Below are 15,372 nucleotides of genomic sequence, written 5' to 3'. Positions count from 1 at the left end.
CCGTCCCGCTCCCCGGCCGCGCCGCTTTCGCCGCCCCCGGAACGGAGATGTCCGAATCGCTACGGGCCCCGGGGAGGAAGATGGCCCCATGAATGCCATCGGAACTCCCGCGGACCCGGCTCCGGACCCGTCCGCGCCCTCGCCCCTCGTCTCCGTCCCCGCGCTGTCCGCCGCCCTGGACGGCCCCCGGCCGCCGGTGCTCCTCGACGTGCGCTGGCAGTTGGGCGGCCCCGACCAGCGGCCCGCCTACGAGGCCGGGCACCTGCCCGGTGCCGTGTACGTCGACCTGGACCGGGAGCTGGCCGGGCCGGTGGGCTCGGGCTCGGCGGGCCGGCACCCGCTGCCCGACCCGGAGGCCTTCGGCGCGGTGATGCGCCGGGCCGGGGTCGGCGCGGACTGCGCGGTGGTGGTCTACGACGGGGGGCTGGGCTGGGCCGCGGCCCGCGCCTGGTGGCTGCTGCGCTGGGCGGGGCACCCGGCGGTCCGGGTGCTGGACGGCGGGCTGGCGGCGTGGACGGAGGCCGGGCAGCGCCTCGATACGGAGATCCCGACACCTGTCGAGGGTGATTTCAAGCCAAGTCCGGGTGCGCTGGGCCTGCTGGACGCGGACGGGGCGGCCGCCCTGGCCCGGTCGGGCCTCCTGCTGGACGCGCGGGCGGGGGAGCGGTACCGCGGAGAGGTCGAGCCGATCGACCGCATCGGCGGGCACATCCCCGGCGCCGTGTCGGCGCCGACCACGGAGAACGCGGGCCCGGACGGCCGGTTCCTCCCGGCCGCCGCGCTGCGGGCCCGCTTCGCCGCCCTGGGCGCGGACGACGGGACCGGCGTGGGGGTGTACTGCGGCTCGGGGGTCTCCGGCGCGCACCAGGTGCTCGCCCTGGAGGTGGCGGGCATCCCGGCGGCCCTGTACGCGGGCAGCTGGTCGGAGTGGTCCTCGGACCCGTCCCGCCCGGTGGCCACGGGCCCCGAAGCGGGCTGAACCGCGGGAGCACGGCAGGCGGGGGCCGCCGGGAATCCCCGGCGGCCCCCGCTGCTTCTCCTGCTGCTCCCGCTACTCCTGCTTCTTGCGCCGGGTGCCGAAGACGATCTCGTCCCAGCTCGGCACCGCCGCCCGGCGGCCCGGACGGACCCCGTCCGCCTCGGCCTGGCGGTCGGTGGTGCCCGTCAGGCGGTCCCGGTGCCCGGCGACCGTACGCGGCATCAGGACGTCCGCGTACGCCGAGCCGGCCGAGGCCGCGGAGGCGGCCGGCGGCTCCTCGGCCTCCGCCTCCTCCGAGGCCTCCAGTGCGGCGGCGGCCGGGCGCTCCGGCACCACCAGGTCGCCCCGGAAGCTCGGCACCGCTTCCAGCAGGCTGGTCAGCGAGTCCCGCTCCTCCTGGGGCTCCGGTGCGGGCGTGGCCGCGATGGCCGGCAGCTGGCGGTCCAGCGCGCGGTCGAGCGGCCGGTCCCGCGGCAGCCTGGCGATCCGGGGCACGAACGGGAAGCTCGGCTCCGGCGCCGCGGGCAGGTCGTCCGCCTCGCCGATGAGCGAGCGCGCCTCGTCGTCGACGGCCTGGACCAGGCGCCGCGGCGGGTCGTACGTCCAGCTCGCCGCGTGCGGTTCGCCCGCCACCCGGTAGACCAGCAGGACCTCCCAGGTGCCGTCGTCGCGGCGCCACGAGTCCCACTGCACGGAGTCCTTCTCGGCACCGCGCAGCAGCAGCCGCTCCTGCACGGCCTCGCCGAGCTGGGGTCCGGCGTTCTCCCCGGGACGGCGTACGGGGGTCTTGCGGGCCCGTTCGGCCATGAACGCGCGCTCTGCGAGCACGGGACCCTCGAAGCGTCGCACCCGGTCGACGGGGATGCCGGCCAGCTGGGCGACCTCCTCCGCGGTGGCACCGGCACGTATCCGCGCCTGGATGTCACGGGGGCGGAGGTGGCTCTCCACCTCGATCTCGATCTGCCCGAGCCGGGCACGGTCGTTGCGGACGGCCGCACGCAGGCGCTCGTCGATCGGAAGGGTGTACTCCGTGCTGTCCGCAGCCTTGAGCACCAGTCGAGTGCCGTCATTCGAGACGGCCACGACCCGCAGTTCGGGCATGGGGACCTCCCGGGTGGTGCCTGCCGACGTCACGTGCGTCGCTGCTTCCGCTAGTCGAGTGTGGCCTGCCCGGGTGCAGCCTGCCACAACCTTGCCGAGTTAAACCGGCGTGTCGGGCATGCGCCCTTGATCGCCGTCATGGCACGGTTACCTGTTGGCCACGGAAAGTGACCGCTCGGTCACTCTGTGCATCAGGAGCCCGTGCGGTACCGCGGCGCCGCCGGTATCGAGCGCCGATTCCCTGTCGCTCGGCCCCCATTTCCGGGTCCGGACATCCGAAAGGACGGACGGCCCCAGGGCTCGCCACAGTACTCCATTCGGGCCACCTGGGTAGACCGCCGCGCCGCCGAACTTGTCCTGCGGCAGGGGAGCATGGGCCCGCCCCTGCGGGGCCGCTCCGCGTCCCGTGTCCGATTTGGGGTGTCGTGCTTCACAGAATCGGGAGAAACGGAACTATCCGCTTCGCCCAGCTGTCGGTAACTGCTGTAAGCGACGTCGCAGGACACGGCAGAGACGGCAGAGGACGGGGATGGGCCGCACTACCCAGCACACGCCGCCGGAGCAGGCCGAGAAGGCCGAGAAGGCGGAGAAGCGCATCGACCTGAGCGTGGCTCAGGTCGCGGGCAGCTCCCTGGCCACGGTGGCCGCGGCCGTGCTCGCCTCGCAACTCGGCGTGTACGGGACCATCCTGGGCGCGGGCGTGGTCAGCGTGGTGGCGACCGCGGGCGGGCCGCTGATCCAGCACTTCTTCAAGCGGACCGGCGAGCAGCTGCGCGAGGCCGGGGAGACGGCGCGCCCGAAGGCCCGCCAGGTCCCGCTCCCGGAGACGGAACAGACGCGGCCTCAGGGGCGGTGCCGGGAGCGGCCCCCGGTGCCCGGCACCTTCACGGGCGGTGCGCAGGACGCGACCCGGCTGCTGCCGGCGGCGGACGCGACCCGCGCGCTCCCCGCGCACGACCCGGCGCATCCGGCTCACGGCGCCGACCGCACGATGATGCTGCGCGCCCCGTCCGCTCCGGCGGGCCGCAAGGATCCGGGCGCCCCCGGCGACGGGGAGTTCGGCGCGGCCTCCACGCACGGGACCCGCCTGCGCGGCTGGAAGCGCACGGCCCTGGCCGCCGCGGTCGTGTTCGGCGTCTCGATGGGCGGGATCACCGCGTACGAGGGCCTCTCCGGATCCAGCCTCAGCGGGGGCGACTCCCCGACCCTGCGCAGCGCCTTCACGGGCGGCTCCGGCTCCGGCAGCGGGAAGTCCCGGGAACCGGAGGGCGGGGAGCAGGACCCCGGCAGCCGTACGGACGGGGGCCGGGAGCGGCACGTACCGGACCCCGGGCCCTCGCGCTCCGGCGGCGCCCCGGCCCCGGACCCGACTGCGCCCCCCACCCCCACCCCCACCCCCACTCCGGAGCCCACTCCCACGCCGACCCCCGAGCCGACGCCGACCCCGACTCCGGAGCCCACCCCGAGCGGGGGCTCCGGCACCGGGGACGCCCGCACGCCGGAGACCGCGGGCGGCGGCGACACCGGCCGGGGGGCCGGGAACCTGCAGGACGGCCGGGAGGCCGGATAGGGCGGTACGGGCGGTGCGGGCGGGTCAGTCGCCGAGCACCCGCCGCAGGTAGTCGTTGCCGAAGACCCGGTCCGGGTCCAGCCGGTCGCGCAGCGCCGTGAACTCGCCGAAGCGCGGGTAGACCGAGGACAGGTACTCCGCGTCCCGGGTGTGGATCTTGCCCCAGTGCGGCCGCCCGCCGTGCGCCGTGAAGATCCGCTCGGCGGCCGTGAAGTACGCCTGGTAGGGCGTGCCCCGGTACATGTGCACGGCGATGTACGCGCTGTCGCGCCCCGAGGCCGTCGAGAGCACGATGTCGTCGGCGGGGGCGGTGCGCACCTCCACGGGGAAGCCGATCCGCAGGTCGGAGCGGTCCACCACGGCCTTCAGCTCGGTCAGGGCCTCGACCACCCGCTCGCGCGGCAGGGCGTACTCCATCTCCACGAACCGCACCCGGCGCGGACTCGTGAACACCTTGTACGGGATGTCGGTGTACGTGCGGGCGGACAGGGCGCGGCTGGCCAGCCGGGCGATCCCGGGGACGGCCGCGGGCACGGCCCGGCCCACCGAGCAGGCCGCCTGGAAGACCCCGTTGGACAGCAGCTCGTCGTCGATCCAGCCGCGGACCGGGCCGTTCGGCGCGGCCGGGCCGGCGCTGCGGTTGTTGCGCTTGGTGTTGCAGTTGCCGGTGTGCGGGAACCAGTAGAACTCGAAGTGCTCGTTCTCCGCGAAGTGCTGCTCGAACTCCGCCGCGACCCGCTCGAAGCGCATCGGCTCCTCGCGCGCCGTCAGCAGGAAGACCGGCTCCACGGCGAAGGTCAGCGAGGTGACGATCCCCAGGGCCCCGATGCCGATCCGGGCGGCCGCGAAGACCTCGGGGTTCTCCTTCTCCGAGCAGTTCAGCAGCGTGCCGTCGGCGGTGACCAGCTCCATGGCGCGGATCTGCGCGGAGATGGAGGCCGAGTCGCGGCCGGTGCCGTGGGTGCCGGTGCCGGTGGCCCCCGACACCGTCTGCTCCATGATGTCGCCCATGTTCGTGAGGGACAGCCCCTCGCGGGCCAGGGCGGTGTTCAGGTCCTTCAGCGAGGTGCCGGCGGCCACGGTGACCGTGCCCGCCGCCCGGTCGATCCCGAGGATCCCCGCCAGCCGCTGGGGCCGGACCTGCACCCCGTCGGTCGCCGCGGCCGCCGTGAAGGAGTGGCCCGTGCCGACCGCCTTCACGCGCAGCCCGTCGGCCGCCGCGCGGCGCACGGTCTCCTGGAGCTCGGCCACGGAGCCGGGCGCCGCCACCCGGGCGGGCGTGGCGGAGACGTTCCCGGCCCAGTTACGCCACGTGCTCGCCGTCGCGCTGCGCCCCGTCCCCCTGCCCGCCGGTCCCGTCTTCCCGGTCGATCCCGTCGATCCCGTCGTTCCCATCGGGTCCCTCCCCTTGCGCGGGCCTCGTCAGCCTGCGGTAACCCGCGAACGCCACCGCCGCCGCGGTCGCCCCGGCCGCGATCGAGACCACGTACCCGGTGCGCGCGCCGGCCGCGTCGATGACCCAGCCGGCGGCGGAGGCGCCGACGGCGACGCCTACCGCGAGTCCGGTGCCGGTCCAGGTCATGCCCTCGGTCAGCTTCGCGCGTGGTACGTGCGCCTCGATCAGGGCCATCGTGGTGACCATCGTGGGAGCGATGGCGAGGCCCGCGACAAAGAGCGCCACGGCCAGAAACGGAAGGTTCCCGGCCAGTAGGAGGGGGATCATACTCACGGCCATCGCACAGATGCCCAAGAGCCAGGTGCGTTCTTCCTTCCCCTCGAGGTGCAGCAGGCCGAAGGCCAGTCCGGCGAGGCAGGAGCCGAGCGCCCAGACGGCCAGCACCAGGCTCGCGGCGGCCTTGTGGCCCTGCTCCTCGGCGAAGGCCACGGTCACCACGTCGATCGAGCCGAAGATGGCGCCGGTGGCGGTGAAGGTGGCCACGAGCACCTGGAGCCCGGGGGAGCGCAGCGCCGAGCTCCGCTTCCCGCCGGGGACCCGCGGGTGCGGCTCCGGCTCGGTGGCGCGCTGGGCGGTCAGCCACCAGACGCCGACCAGCAGGAACACCGCGGAGATCAGCGGTCCGGCCTCGGGGAACCAGACGGTCGAGAGCCCGATCGAGGCGATCGGGCCGACGATGAAGCACACCTCGTCCATGACGGACTCGAAGGCGTACGCCGTGTGCAGCTCGCGCGGGGAGCCGCTGTAGAGGGTGGTCCAGCGGGCGCGGAGCATCGCGCCGACGCTGGGCGTGCAGCCCGCGCAGGCGGTGAAGACGAAGAGCAGCCAGTCCGGGGCGCCCTGCCGGGCGGACAGGAGCAGTCCCGAGACCGCCGCGACCGAGACCAGCGTCGCGGGGCGCAGCACCCGGCGCTGGCCGTACTGGTCGACCAGGCGGGAGACCTGGGGGCCCATGACGGCGGCGGAGAGGGCGAGGGTGGCGGTCAGCGCCCCGGCGAGCCCGTAGCGGCCCGTGATCTGGGAGATCATCGTGACGATGCCGATGCCGAGCATGGAGAGCGGCATGCGGCCCAGGAAGCCGGCGGCGGTGAAGGCCTTGGTTCCGGGGGCCTCGAAGATGACGCGGTAGGGACTGGGCAACGGGCCCTCCGTAAGGGATGTACTTGGCCCATACAGGTTACGGCCGCGGCGCTTCGGCCACACGCGAAAAAGCCCGATGGAACTTAGGGTGACCTTACCTGTCTCCCCCTGTGGGGCCGGTTACCGGGGTCCGGGCCCGGGTGGCAGGATTCGGGACATGCCAGACGAGCCCGCTCACTCCGCCGCCAGCCCCTACGACGCCCTCCTGCTGCTGTCCTTCGGCGGCCCCGAGGGCCCCGACGACGTGGTGCCGTTCCTGGAGAACGTGACCCGTGGCCGGGGCATCCCGCGCGAGCGCCTGAAGGAGGTCGGGCAGCACTACTTCGGCTTCGGCGGGGTCAGCCCGATCAACGGCCAGAACCGCGAGCTCCTGGCGGCCCTGCGCAAGGACTTCGCCGAGCACGGGCTGGACCTGCCGGTCTACTGGGGCAACCGCAACTGGGCCCCGTACCTGACCGACGTGATGCGCGAGATGGCCGCCGACGGCCGCCGCCGCATCGCCGTCCTCACGACCAGCGCCTACGCCTCCTACTCCGGCTGCCGCCAGTACCGCGAGAACCTCGCCGACGCCCTCGCCGCCCTGGAGGCCGAGGGCATCGCGGCCGGGGAGCTGCCGCGCGTCGACAAGCTGCGCCACTACTTCAACCACCCCGGCTTCGTGGAGCCCATGACCGAGGGCGTGCTCACCGCCCTCGACGGGCTCCCCGAGGAGGTCCGCGCCGGGGCCCACCTGGTCTTCACCACCCACTCCATCCCCACCGCCGCCGCCGACGCCTCCGGGCCCGCCGGGGAGCACACCGATGGCGGGGAGGGCGGGGCGTACGTCCGCCAGCACCTGGACGTCGCGCAGGTCATCGCCGCTGCCGTGGCCGCCCGGACCGGCACCGAGCGCCCCTGGGAGCTCGTGTACCAGTCGCGCAGCGGGGCCCCGCACATCCCGTGGCTGGAGCCGGACGTCTGCGACCACCTGGAGGCCCTGCACGGGGCGGGCGCCCCCGCCGCCGTGATGGTCCCGATCGGCTTCGTCTCGGACCACATGGAGGTCCTGTACGACCTCGACACCGAGGCCGCTGCCAAGGCGGCCGAACTGGGCCTGCCGGCCGCCCGCTCGGCCACCGTCGGCGCCGATCCGCGCTTCGCCGCCGCCGTCCGCGAACTCGTCCTGGAGCGGGCCGCCGCCGAGCGCGGCGAGCCGGCCCGGCGCTGCGCCCTGGGCGCGCTGGGGCCGAGCCACGACCTGTGCGCGGCGGACTGCTGCCCGGCCCGGGCCCCGCGCCCGGCGGCGGCCGGTGCGGACAGCCCGTACGCCTGACGGCCGTACGCCCGCCGCCCCGTTCGCAGGACGTCCCGCACACCTGTCCGCCCGTCCGTCTGCCCGTCCGTCCGCCCCCGACGACCCGCCCGCGCCGACCGAGGAGACCGCCCCCGTGACCGACCCGCTCACCGCCGAACTGCTCGCCCTGGCCCTGGAGGCCGCCAAGCAGGCGGGCCGGCTGCTGCGCGACGGCCGGCCCGCCGACCTCGGCGTGGCCGCGACCAAGTCCAGCCCGATCGACGTCGTGACCGAGATGGACATCGCCGCCGAGAAGCTGATCACGGACTTCCTGGCCGCCCACCGGCCCGACGACGGGATCCTCGGCGAGGAGGGCGCGAGCAGCCCCGGCACGAGCGGGGTGCGCTGGGTGGTCGACCCCCTCGACGGCACCGTGAACTACCTCTACGGGCTGCCCGCCTGGGCGGTCTCGATCGCCGCGGAGTACCACGGGGAGACCGTCGCCGGGGTGGTCGCCGCCCCGATGCGCGGGGAGACGTACCACGCGGTGCGCGGCGGCGGGGCCTGGCTGGCGGGCGGCGGACCGCTGCGCTGCCGGGCCGCGGCCCCGATGGACCAGGCGCTGGTGTCCACCGGCTTCAACTACGTCCACGCCGTCCGCAGCCACCAGGCCGGGGTGGCCCACCGGCTGATCCCGCAGGTGCGGGACATCCGCCGCAGCGGGTCGGCGGCCGTGGACCTGTGCGACGTGGCCGCGGGCCGGCTGGACGGGTACTACGAGCGCGGGCTGAACCCGTGGGACCTGGCCGCGGGCGTCCTCATCGCCGAGGAGGCCGGTGCGCTGACCGGCGGGCGGCCCGGCGAGCCCGCCTCGGGGGAGCTGGCCGTCGCGGCCACCCCCGCGGTCTTCGGCCCCCTCCAGGGGCTCCTGGAGGAGGCCGGGGCCTGGCACGACTGAGGGCCGGGAACGGACGAGGGCCCCAGGGCCGCCGTGGGGCGGGCCGGGGCCCTCGTCCGTCTTCGGGGGTCCGGATCAGGCGGCGCTGACCTGGACACCGTGTTCGGCGGCGAGTCGGTGCAGGTCGTCCAGCTCCGCCTGCTCGACCTCCACGAGGAAGTCGTCGCCCGTCTCGCGCGCCCGCGTGAGGTCGGTCTCCGTGGTCTTGATGCGCTGCAGAAGACCTGCGGTGAATGCGTCCATGGTGCGCCTCCTCTTCCTCGGCCGGGGCATGGCACGCCACTCTCACGGGGGTGATCGAGGGTGTGCATCCGTCCTCCCCGGCACCTGGGGCACAGAAACCTCGGCGGGCCGGGGAATCCGGGGCTCCGGCCCCGAACGGGCGTCTTACAGCCGGTTTACGGCCGAAAGGGGCAGGATGGATCCGCTCAGTGCTGTGTCCTGGGCACCTACGACACCCCGCCCGAAGGGCCCAGAGGAAGGAATTCGACGTGCGCGTACTCGTCGTCGAGGACGAGCAGCTGCTCGCCGATGCGGTGGCCACCGGACTGCGCCGGGAGGCCATGGCCGTCGACGTCGTGTACGACGGCGCGGCGGCCCTGGAGCGCGTCGGCGTGAACGACTACGACGTGGTCGTGCTGGACCGCGACCTCCCGCTCGTGCACGGGGACGACGTCTGCCGCCGGATCGTCGAGCTCGGCGTGCCCACGCGCGTGCTCATGCTGACGGCCTCCGGGGACGTCAGCGACCGCGTGGAGGGCCTGGAGCTCGGCGCGGACGACTACCTGCCCAAGCCGTTCGCCTTCAGCGAGCTGACCGCGCGCGTACGCGCCCTGGGGCGCCGTACGACCGTCGCCCTGCCGCCGGTGCTGGAGCGCGCCGGCATCAAGCTGGACCCGAACCGCCGCGAGGTGTTCCGGGACGGCAAGGAGGTGCAGCTCGCGCCCAAGGAGTTCGCGGTCCTGGAGGTCCTGATGCGCAGCGAGGGCACCGTCGTCTCGGCGGAGCAGCTGCTGGAGAAGGCCTGGGACGAGAACACCGACCCGTTCACGAACGTGGTCCGCGTGACGGTCATGACCCTGCGCCGCAAGCTCGGCGAGCCCCCGGTCATCGTGACCGTGCCCGGCTCCGGCTACCGGATCTGACGGGTGGCGAGCACCCCGGCGCCCCCGTCGGCACCTCCGAAACCCACCTGGGACCCCGTCCCCGGCCGGCCCGAGGGCCCGTTCCCGTGGCTCAGACCGACCATCCGCATACGGCTCACGCTGCTGTACGGCGGGATGTTCCTGATCGCCGGCATCCTGCTGCTGTCGATCATCTACCTGCTCGCGGCCCAGGCCCTGCGGGTGGGCAACCCGCAGCCGTTCAAGATCGTCAGCGGCCAGGACGTGACGGTCACCAGCGCGAGCTGCCCCGGCGTGAGCGGCGTGAAGAACGTCGAGGACTTCAACAACGCCATCGCCGCCTGCATGGACATCCAGCGCAAGCACACGCTGGACGACCTGCTCAGCCGCTCGCTGATGGCCCTGCTGGGCCTGAGCATCATCGCCTTCGCGTTCGGCTACGCGATGGCGGGCCGGGTGCTCTCCCCGCTGGGCAAGATCACCCGTACCGCCCGCCGGGTGGTCGGCTCCGACCTGACCCGGCGCATCGAGCTCGACGGCCCGGACGACGAGCTCAAGGAGCTCGCGGACACCTTCGACGAGATGCTCGACCGGCTGGAGCGGGCCTTCACGGCCCAGCAGCGGTTCGTCGGCAACGCCTCGCACGAGCTCAGAACCCCGCTCGCGATCAACCGCACGCTGCTGGAGGTGCACCTCTCCGACCCCGGGGCCCCGGTGGAGCTCCAGCAGCTCGGCAAGACGCTGCTGGCGACCAACGAGCGCAGCGAGCAGCTCGTGGAGGGCCTGCTGCTGCTCGCCCGCAGCGACAACCAGATCGTGGAGCGCAAACCCGTGGACCTGGCCGAGGTGGCCTCCCGGGCCATCGACCAGGCCCGCTCCGAGGCCGAGGCCAAGGGCGTGGAGATCCGCGGGGAGCGCGCGCTCGCCATCGTGCAGGGCAACGGCGTCCTGCTGGAGCGGATCGCCCTGAACCTCGTCCAGAACGCCGTGCGGTACAACGTGCCCGAGGGCGGCTGGGTGGAGGTCACCACCGAGGCGCAGCACGGCCAGGCGGTGCTGGTGGTCTCGAACACGGGTCCCGTGGTTCCCGCTTACGAGATCGACAATCTTTTCGAGCCGTTCCGGCGGCTGCGGACCGAGCGGACCGGCAGCGACAAGGGCGTCGGCCTGGGCCTGTCCATCGCGCGCTCGGTGGCACGGGCGCACGGCGGGCGGATCTCGGCGGTCCCGCGCGAGGGCGGAGGGCTCGTGATGCGCGTCACGCTGCCCCTGTGAGCCGCACCTGGAATCGCCCCGGGATATTCGCTTTAGGTGAAATCTGCCACACTTGCACAAAGTCGGTCGGTGTGTGATCCCTCACAGTGCAGAGTGCCGGGTCATGCACGGTCGGTGACCTGTGGGGGGTGGGAAAGCCCGGGAAAGTCCGGGTTTCCGGCCCCCTGGAAGGCGGGAAAAAGACCGAGTGGCGCTTGTGCGCCGCGACCGCGGGACCGTGTACGGTCCCGTTCGCCAACCCAGCCCATCGCTCCTTCAGGTGCGCGGCTGGGTGTCGATTGAGTAACAGACCTTGATGTGAGGCAAAATCTCCGCCTCAGGTCGGGCACAAGTCCGACCTCTCGCGCGTTACGTGCGCTGAGACACCGCTAACACCCAGAGGGGGAGAGCGAACATGGCAACGGACTACGACACCCCACGCAAGACCGATGACGACGTCGACAGTGACAGCCTCGAAGAGCTGAAGTCGCGGCGGAACGACAAGTCGGCTTCGGCCGTCGACGTCGACGACTTCGACGCCGCAGAAGGCATGGAGCTGCCCGGCGCGGACCTCTCCAACGAGGAGCTGGCGGTCCGGGTGCTGCCCAAGCAGGCTGACGAGTTCACCTGCATGAGCTGCTTCCTGGTCCACCACCGCAGCCAGCTGGCCCGCGAGAAGAACGGCCAGCCGATCTGCGTCGACTGCGACTGACAGCGGCCGTGGCAGGCTCGACACCGTTCCGGAAGCGACGTTTCCGGAAGGAGCTGGGTTCCGCGGAGGCGTACGAAGGCGGCACGGGCCCGGAAACGGGCCTGGAGCCCTCCTCCGTACCCTCCGCCACGCCGGGCACACCCCCGCCCGGCTCGCGTCTCCAGCGGGCTGCCAAGGCCGTGGACGCCGTGCGCAGCGGCGTCCGCAAGGGCGGTGAAGGAGCGCGCGCGGGACTCTCGTACCTCGCCGACCGCGTGATCGAGACCGCCCCGCGCATCCCCGTCCGCGACCTCGCCACGCTGCGCCGGCAGTTCCCGGGCCTCACTCCCGATCAGCTGGCCGACAAGCTGATCGCGGGCGCGGCCCACGGGAGCTCCACGGTGGGCGCCGGCGTCGGCGCGGCCGCGATGCTGCCCGTACCGCCGGCGATGCCGGCCGAGCTGGCCGCCGAGATCACCGGCGTGGCGGCCATCGAGCTCAAGCTCATCGCCGAGCTCCACGAGGTCTACGGACTGCGCCCGCCCGGCACGCTCCGCGAGCGCAGCCTCGGCTACCTCGCCGCCTGGACCGAGGAGCGCGGGATCGACGTCGCGAAGCCGACCTCGCTCAATTTCGCGCTCGGCAGCCAGATGAAGCGCGAACTGCGCCAGCAGATCATGAAGCGGATGGTCCGCAACCTCCCGAACCTCACGCCGTTCATGATCGGCGCGGCCGTCGGCGCCCTGATGAACCGGCGCGACACGAAGAAGCTCGCGTACAAGATCCGCGACGACCTGCGCAGCCGGGCCGTCCCCTGGGACGCCCTGCCGCAGCTCCCGGCCCTCGAACAGCCCGCCCACCCGGTGCTTCCGCCGGGACTCCCCGGCCCGGGCGCCCCGGAGGGCCCGCAGGGCCTCGCCTGAGCCCCTGGCGGCCGGAACCGGCCTGCCGGACCCCCGGGCTCCCGTCGGTCCCCCAGGGGCCGGTGGGGCCCCCGGGGCGGACGGGCACTTCTGAGGCAGACGGGCCGGCCGATGCGCGGGCCGGCGGCTCCGCAGGGCGGGTGGAGCGGGGGAGCTACGCGTCCCGTCCCGCGCCCGCCGCGCGCAGCGCCTGCGCCAGTGCCTGCGGCTCCCGCGAGGACAGGTACACGTACGGGGTCGGGTCCGCCGGGTCCGTCACCTCGACCCGCACCGCCTCCGGCACGTAGCTGCGCATCAGCATGAAGGCCCGGGTGTCCGCCTTGTACGTGCGCCAGGCCCGCGCCTCCTCGGCGTCCAGCACCTCGGGCTCGCCGAGCGCCGCCGCCGGGATCCGGGCCTGCCCCGCGACCAGCGCCCCGCCGACGACGCGTACGCGCGCGGACCCGTACGAGCTGACCAGCAGGCCCGCGAGCGCGGAGCCCCCGACCAGCCCCGCCAGCAGCGGCAGCGTGCCCAGGGGCAGCAGCATCAGGGCGCACGAGACGCCGATGAGGACGGCGATCACCCACCAGGAGCGGGGGGCGGTCAGGCGTTCGTCGTGGTGCGGGGCGGAGGGCTGCTGCATGGGGCCAAGCTTGGCACGGGGCGACCGGCGGGTAGCCGCGCGGGTAAGGTCTGCGCCTGTGAGTGGACGAAACACGGCCTTGACGCCCCCGGACGACGCCGTCGCGCCGGTCCGGCACCCCGACGCGCCCGCCCCCGGCGAACTCCTCGGTGCCCACTACGAGCACTGCTTCGGCTGCGGCGCGGGCCAGCCCCACGGGCTCCACCTGGAGGCGCGGGCGGGCGAGGGCGTGCGCATCACCGCCGAGTTCACCGTCAAGCCCGCCCACCAGGGCGCCCCGGGCCTGGCCCACGGCGGGGTCCTGGCCACGGCCCTCGACGAGACGCTCGGCTCGCTGAACTGGCTGCTGCGGGTGATCGCCGTGACCGGCCGGCTGGAGACCGACTTCGTGCGGCCCGTCCCCGTGGACACCGTGCTGCACCTGGAGGCCGAGGTCACCGCCGTCGCCGGCCGCAAGATCTACTGCACCGCGGTGGGCCGCCTAGGCGGACCGGACGGCCCCGTCGCCGTCCGCGCCGACGCCCTCTTCATCGAGGTCAAGGTCGACCACTTCATCGACAACGGAAGGCCCCAGGAGATCCAGGCGGCGATGGCCGACCCGGACCAGGTCAGGCGCGCCCGCGCCTTCGAGGTGAACCCCTGATGTCCCTGAACCACAACGCCCCGGTCGACGTGCTGATCCGCCGCCTCGACCCGGAGGTCCCCATTCCGGCGTACGGGCACCCCGGCGACGCGGGCTGCGACCTCGTCACCACGCAGGGTGCCGAGCTCGCCCCCGGGGAGCGGACCGTGCTCCCCACCGGGGTCTCGATCGCCCTCCCCGACGGGTACGCCGCCTTCGTGCACCCCCGCTCCGGGCTGGCCGCCCGCTGCGGGCTCGCGCTCGTGAATGCCCCGGGGACGGTGGATGCCGGGTACCGTGGAGAGATCAAGGTGATTGTGGTCAACCTCGATCCGCGCGAAAGCATCCGGTTCGAGCGCTTCGACCGCATTGCCCAACTGGTTGTCCAGAAGGTCGAGAAGGTGCGCTTCCACGAGGTGGAGGAGCTTCCCGGCTCGGCACGGGCCGAGGGGGGCTTCGGGTCGACCGGCGGGCATGCGGCCGTGGCCGGATCCGGCGCTGGGCAGCAGGGTGGGAATGGCTACGCTTCGGTCGTATCCGACCGGGAAGGACAGTGACGTGTTCGGACGTCGCAAGAAGAACAGCTCCGACAGCGGGAGCGACGGGGCCGAGCAGGTCGACGCGACCCTCAGCGGGGACTCCGCCGACGGGCAGGACGCCGACGGCCTCGGCGCCCCGCCGCGCAGGGTGAACCTGCCGCCGGCCCCGCGGCCGGACGGCCCGTGGGACATCTCCGAGGTCTCCGTACCCGGCGAGGGCCGGGTCGACCTCGGCGGCATCTTCGTGCCCGGGGTCGAGGGCATGGAACTGCGCGTGGAGGTCGCCGGTGACGCGATCGTCGCCGCGACCGTCGTGCTGCGCGACAGCGCGGTGCAGCTGCAGGCCTTCGCAGCGCCCAGGAAGGAAGGCATCTGGGGGGAGGTCCGCGAGGAGATCGCCTCCGGCATCACCCAGCAGGGCGGGATCATCGACGAGGTCGAGGGCCCCCTGGGCTGGGAGCTGCGCGCGCAGGTCCCCGTCCAGCTGCCCGACGGCACCGGCGGCGTGCAGCTCGTGCGCTTCGTCGGCGTCGACGGCCCCCGCTGGTTCCTCCGGGGCGTGATTTCCGGCCAGGGCGCGGTGCAGCCCGAGGCGGCCGGCCTGCTGGAGCAGATCTTCCGGGACACGGTCGTCGTCCGCGGCGACTCCCCGATGGCCCCGCGCGACCCGATCGTCCTGAAGCTGCCGAACGACGCCCAGATGGTGCCGGACGGCGTGCAGACGGAGGACCAGGAGGGTTCGCGCTTCTCCGGCGGCATGGGCCAGCTGGAGCGCGGCCCGGAGACCACCGAGGTCCGCTGACCGCCGGGGTCCGCCGACCCCGGACACTGCCGTGCGCACGGGCCGTACCCCCGAGGGGGTGCGGCCCGTCGGCGTACCGGCTCCCCGGTCCGGCCTGCCTGCATCCGCTTGACCGACAATGGGGCGCATGGGACGCGGAACACGGCGCGGCAGGCTGCGGATCTTCCTGGGTGCGGCGCCGGGGGTGGGGAAGACGTACGCGATGCTGTCGGAGGCGCGCCGGCGGGTGGAGCGGGGTACGGACTGTGTGGTGGGGTTCGTGGAGCACCACGGGCGGGCGCGTACGGAGGTGCTGCTGAGCGGGTTGGAGTGTGT

The 15,372-nt window shown here is 73.9% G+C and carries 16 protein-coding genes and 1 pseudogene; 12 read left to right on the top strand and 5 right to left on the bottom strand.

Translation table 11 applies throughout. The features are described from left to right. The first annotated feature begins 88 nt into the window (after positions 1 to 88). Complete coding sequence (locus ACZ7JZ_RS25610) at positions 89 to 979, top strand: sulfurtransferase (protein ID WP_470943197.1); 891 nt, start codon at positions 89 to 91, stop codon at positions 977 to 979. A 72-nt stretch (positions 980 to 1,051) separates the two neighbouring features. On the opposite strand, the gene sepH is transcribed toward ACZ7JZ_RS25610, so the two are convergent. Continuing rightward, positions 1,052 to 2,113 carry a septation protein SepH gene (gene sepH / locus ACZ7JZ_RS25605; RefSeq protein ID WP_470943196.1) on the bottom strand — a complete coding sequence of 354 codons (1,062 nt, stop codon included), beginning with the start codon at positions 2,111 to 2,113 and terminating at the stop codon, positions 1,052 to 1,054. 496 nt (positions 2,114 to 2,609) lie between these two features. Here sepH and ACZ7JZ_RS25600 point away from each other — a divergent pair, with 496 nt between their 5' ends. Continuing rightward, entirely contained in the window at positions 2,610 to 3,650 is a 1,041-nt protein-coding gene (locus ACZ7JZ_RS25600) for a hypothetical protein (protein ID WP_470943195.1), read from the top strand. 24 nt (positions 3,651 to 3,674) lie between these two features. Here the strand turns inward: ACZ7JZ_RS25600 and ACZ7JZ_RS25595 are convergent, their stop codons facing one another. Together ACZ7JZ_RS25595 and ACZ7JZ_RS25590 are read right to left on the bottom strand one after the other, a co-directional pair. Beyond that, positions 3,675 to 5,045 carry a D-arabinono-1,4-lactone oxidase gene (locus tag ACZ7JZ_RS25595; protein WP_470943194.1) on the bottom strand — a complete coding sequence of 457 codons (1,371 nt, stop codon included), beginning with the start codon at positions 5,043 to 5,045 and terminating at the stop codon, positions 3,675 to 3,677. Beyond that, complete coding sequence (locus tag ACZ7JZ_RS25590; RefSeq protein ID WP_470943193.1) at positions 4,954 to 6,246, bottom strand: MFS transporter; 1,293 nt, start codon at positions 6,244 to 6,246, stop codon at positions 4,954 to 4,956. Before ACZ7JZ_RS25590 ends, ACZ7JZ_RS25595 begins: the two co-directional genes overlap by 92 nt. Before the next feature lie 157 nt (positions 6,247 to 6,403). Between ACZ7JZ_RS25590 and ACZ7JZ_RS25585 the strand changes: the two genes are divergently transcribed. After that, on the top strand, positions 6,404 to 7,558 hold the full coding sequence (locus ACZ7JZ_RS25585) for a ferrochelatase (RefSeq protein WP_470943191.1): 1,155 nt from the start codon (positions 6,404 to 6,406) through the stop codon (positions 7,556 to 7,558). Positions 7,559 to 7,673: 115 nt separating this feature from the next. Continuing rightward, the gene (locus ACZ7JZ_RS25580; protein ID WP_470943190.1) at positions 7,674 to 8,477 is read left to right on the top strand and encodes an inositol monophosphatase family protein; all 804 of its coding nucleotides are present in this window, start codon (positions 7,674 to 7,676) and stop codon (positions 8,475 to 8,477) included. 75 nt (positions 8,478 to 8,552) lie between these two features. Here ACZ7JZ_RS25580 and ACZ7JZ_RS25575 read toward each other — a convergent pair whose 3' ends face one another. After that, complete coding sequence (locus ACZ7JZ_RS25575) at positions 8,553 to 8,720, bottom strand: hypothetical protein (protein WP_470943189.1); 168 nt, start codon at positions 8,718 to 8,720, stop codon at positions 8,553 to 8,555. Between the two features lie 248 nt (positions 8,721 to 8,968). Here ACZ7JZ_RS25575 and ACZ7JZ_RS25570 point away from each other — a divergent pair, with 248 nt between their 5' ends. The 4 genes from ACZ7JZ_RS25570 to ACZ7JZ_RS25555 all read left to right on the top strand — a co-directional run bounded on the left by ACZ7JZ_RS25570 (position 8,969) and on the right by ACZ7JZ_RS25555 (position 12,469). After that, positions 8,969 to 9,622, top strand: a complete 654-nt coding sequence (locus ACZ7JZ_RS25570) for a response regulator transcription factor (RefSeq protein WP_470943188.1) — start codon at positions 8,969 to 8,971, stop codon at positions 9,620 to 9,622. A gap of 3 nt (positions 9,623 to 9,625) precedes the next feature. Further along, a complete protein-coding gene (locus ACZ7JZ_RS25565; RefSeq protein ID WP_470943186.1) occupies positions 9,626 to 10,876 on the top strand; it encodes a sensor histidine kinase in 1,251 nt (416 codons plus the stop codon). Positions 10,877 to 11,270: 394 nt separating this feature from the next. Beyond that, complete coding sequence (locus ACZ7JZ_RS25560) at positions 11,271 to 11,567, top strand: DUF4193 domain-containing protein (RefSeq protein WP_470943185.1); 297 nt, start codon at positions 11,271 to 11,273, stop codon at positions 11,565 to 11,567. 8 nt (positions 11,568 to 11,575) lie between these two features. Further along, the gene (locus tag ACZ7JZ_RS25555) at positions 11,576 to 12,469 is read left to right on the top strand and encodes a hypothetical protein (protein ID WP_470943184.1); all 894 of its coding nucleotides are present in this window, start codon (positions 11,576 to 11,578) and stop codon (positions 12,467 to 12,469) included. A gap of 154 nt (positions 12,470 to 12,623) precedes the next feature. Here ACZ7JZ_RS25555 and ACZ7JZ_RS25550 read toward each other — a convergent pair whose 3' ends face one another. Next, positions 12,624 to 13,094, bottom strand: a complete 471-nt coding sequence (locus ACZ7JZ_RS25550; protein ID WP_470943182.1) for a DUF3093 domain-containing protein — start codon at positions 13,092 to 13,094, stop codon at positions 12,624 to 12,626. 58 nt (positions 13,095 to 13,152) lie between these two features. Between ACZ7JZ_RS25550 and ACZ7JZ_RS25545 the strand changes: the two genes are divergently transcribed. From ACZ7JZ_RS25545 to ACZ7JZ_RS25530, 4 genes and pseudogenes are all read left to right on the top strand, one after another. Continuing rightward, entirely contained in the window at positions 13,153 to 13,737 is a 585-nt protein-coding gene (locus tag ACZ7JZ_RS25545) for a PaaI family thioesterase (protein ID WP_470943180.1), read from the top strand. Continuing rightward, on the top strand, positions 13,737 to 14,273 hold the full coding sequence (gene dut, locus ACZ7JZ_RS25540) for a dUTP diphosphatase (protein ID WP_470943179.1): 537 nt from the start codon (positions 13,737 to 13,739) through the stop codon (positions 14,271 to 14,273). Before ACZ7JZ_RS25545 ends, dut begins: the two co-directional genes overlap by 1 nt. A 1-nt stretch (position 14,274) precedes the next feature. After that, positions 14,275 to 15,057 (top strand): DUF3710 domain-containing protein, encoded by a 783-nt coding sequence (locus ACZ7JZ_RS25535; RefSeq protein WP_470943178.1) that lies wholly within the window; start codon positions 14,275 to 14,277, stop codon positions 15,055 to 15,057. Positions 15,058 to 15,184: 127 nt separating this feature from the next. Further along, positions 15,185 to 15,372 (top strand): annotated as a pseudogene (locus ACZ7JZ_RS25530) (sensor histidine kinase KdpD); the annotation flags it as partial.

The sequence above is a fragment of the Streptomyces sp. NPDC038213 genome (genome assembly GCF_055600495.1).
Note: the sequence above shows the minus strand (reverse complement) of the source record. Positions and strands in the feature narration are given on the sequence as shown.